This is a genomic window from Aeromonas sp. A35_P (genome assembly GCF_002259925.1).
GTDB classification, from domain to species: Bacteria; Pseudomonadota; Gammaproteobacteria; order Enterobacterales; family Aeromonadaceae; genus Aeromonas; species Aeromonas dhakensis.
In genome coordinates, this window is sequence record NZ_NEVB01000174.1 from 1 (window position 1) to 2,629 (window position 2,629).

Annotated in this window: 2 protein-coding genes; one reads left to right on the plus strand and one right to left on the minus strand. The window is 52.2% G+C overall.

Annotation, left to right across the window (positions count from 1 at the left end):
• The first annotated feature begins 193 nt into the window (after positions 1–193).
• Positions 194–1,285 (plus strand): M14 family metallopeptidase, encoded by a 1,092-nt coding sequence (locus CAK78_RS10645; RefSeq protein ID WP_217900823.1) that lies wholly within the window; start codon positions 194–196, stop codon positions 1,283–1,285.
• A 132-nt stretch (positions 1,286–1,417) separates the two neighbouring features.
• Here CAK78_RS10645 and CAK78_RS10650 read toward each other — a convergent pair whose 3' ends face one another.
• A complete protein-coding gene (locus CAK78_RS10650) occupies positions 1,418–2,608 on the minus strand; it encodes a DNA primase family protein (RefSeq protein ID WP_369597524.1) in 1,191 nt (396 codons plus the stop codon).
• Between the last annotated feature and the right edge of the window lie 21 nt (positions 2,609–2,629).

Consider the following 2,629-nt stretch of genomic DNA (forward strand, 5'->3'; position numbering starts at 1 on the left):
AAGGGCGAGTGGATTCATTCGTCTTCAATGTGTCCGAGACTATGTCTTTGCATCACATTTCTTCTAACCCAAAGTAGATACTCGACATATCTCCTTGATAGCTTAGTCACCTCGACATGTTTTTAGCCTTGGACTGCCTGCCAGCTTATCGAGTCGGGATTTACTAATCATATTGAGCATCATGGAGAGTCGTATGCGTTATGTTGCGTTTGCTGTTGGATTAGCACTTTTTGGTTCGGTTGCACATGCAGCCACCCAGTACACAGGCGATAAGGTCCAAGGTATACCTGTGATTTCAGCACTCGATGTTGCTGATCTTGCTACAGGCCAGCACCGTTTTATGTTTGAGGGCGTCGAGACCGGAACTGGTCAACGTTTGTACGTGCCGATCATGGTGGCCAAAGGGGCTACCAATGGTAAAAAAGTATTGCTACAGGCTGGAGTACATGGTGACGAACTCAATGGTGTTCGGATCGTACAAAAGGCGATGGCACAACTTGAACCAGCCAAGATGAAAGGGACCGTCATTGGGGTTATTGGCCCCAATCGTTCCGGTTTAGAGCGAGTGTCGCGTACATGGGCAATTTCAACTGACGGTGGTGATGTGATCGATTACAACCGGATTCATCCCGGTAAAGAGACAGGTAATGCTCCCGAGCGTCAGGCATGGCTGATGTGGAACAAAATCTACAAAGGGAATGTCGATTTGGCCATCGACTATCACACTCAGTCTACTGGGACGGCATACCCACTCTTTATCTATGCTGATTATCGCAATGCGGATGTAAAGACCATTGCGGAACTGTTCCCTGCCGACCAAATTAAAAAGGATCCCGGTGAAGCAGGGTCGATGGAAACTACTTTTGTTGAGAATGGCATTCCGGCTATAACCGCAGAAGTAGGAGAGCCACGGGTGTATCAACAGGATATGATTGATCGAGGCTTACAGGGGGCCTTAAACGTATTGCGTCACTACAAGGTGATAGATGGAAAGCTTGGGGCCACCGCCGAGAGCCACAAGACATACATTGGTAATGAAATGAGCTCGATTCGGGCAACGACTGGTGGCTTTGCAGAAGTTCTCGTCAAGTTGGGGGACGATGTCAAGAAGGGCCAGAAGGTTGCTTTACAGCGTAATGCTTTTGGTGATGTAGTGGCTGAATATACTGCAAATATGGACGGTAAAGTGCTTGCAGTCGGCACTGATGCTGTACGTGAACCACGGGCGTTGCTGGTTCGGATTCTGGGGCAAAATCCTGCGGACACTTGCAAAAATGGTTGCTAAGTAAGGGATGCAGCTATCGCGACAAGGAACATGTTTCCGTTAAGGTCTGCTTTGGATGCACGACCAAACACTCTATATATTGAGCGTTACTTTTAGATCAAAGTATGAGGGGCCCGCAGGCCCCTCGTTTGGTTATACGGTGTAGTTAGCACCGAGCTCTGTCTTACTGGATGATGCCGTCATGTCAGCCATCTCGCTATCTAGCAGGGTCAACCCGATGATGGTTACCTTGTTGTTGTAGCGGGTGGTGGCAAAGCCCTTCTCCATCAGCTTTTTCTTCAGGGCCTGCTGCTTCATGGCCCATTCACCGTTCTGCTTGATCCACTCGCAGTAGACTGCGTAGACCTCGCTCATGGGCACTTTGGCCCCTGCTCTGGCCTGTGTGCACTCTTCCAGGAAGCAGCCGACCATATCCGACTCGGCACGGTAGGTCTCGACATCCTGCTTGAGGCGAGCAGGAGTCGATGCCTTGAGTCTCTGCTCTTGCCACATCTGGCAGCCCTGGATGGCCCAGTTCAGAATGCCTGGCATCTCGGCCCGCAGCTTTTCCATCAGCATGGGGTCCAGCTGTGCCTTCGTGAAGGAGGCATTGAATGGCAGCATCAGCATCCGACGCCACATACCATTGCTGGTATCGCGGATCTCGGGCTTGTGGTTGCCCACCATTACCAGTGAGAAGGTCGGGCGGAACTCCATCTCCTTCTTGGCGTAGGGAGCACGAGCGACAATCACGTCATCCCCCGTCATGGCTTTCACCAAGTTCTCATCCATGCGAGACCCCTCTGGCAGTTCGTTGGCCACCACTAGACGGGCATCCACCAGCTTGGTCAGTGACGGGTTCGGCCCGGTATTACCGTTGCGGTTAAACAGCAAGACGTTACTGCTGATCTGCCGACTGAACTCTCCCAGCAACTGCTGAATGACCGACATGAAGGTACTCTTGCCGTTGCAGCCGCCCCCGTGGAGGAAGAACAGGAGCTGTTCGTCGGTGCGGCCGGTGATCCAGTAGCCCACACAACGTTGCAGGAAGGCGGCATACTCGGCATCGCCACAGGTGATCTCGCCGATGAACTGCTCCCATCTTGGGCAAGTGGCGGTCGGGTCATAGGCCACCGGGCTATGGTGCGTCATCATGAATGCCCGTCTCGGTGCCAACAGGCGACCCGACTTCAGGTCGATGACCCCATTGGCTGTGCCCAACAGCATCGGATTGGCATTCAGCTCGTGCAGTCTTGCCGTCATCATCGGCTTGGCCAGCTCCAGCATGTTCTGAATACCAGCCCGGTTAAGGCTGCTAGGCTGTGTTCTTAAAGTGATGAATATATAATCTCAAATCTTCTCAAC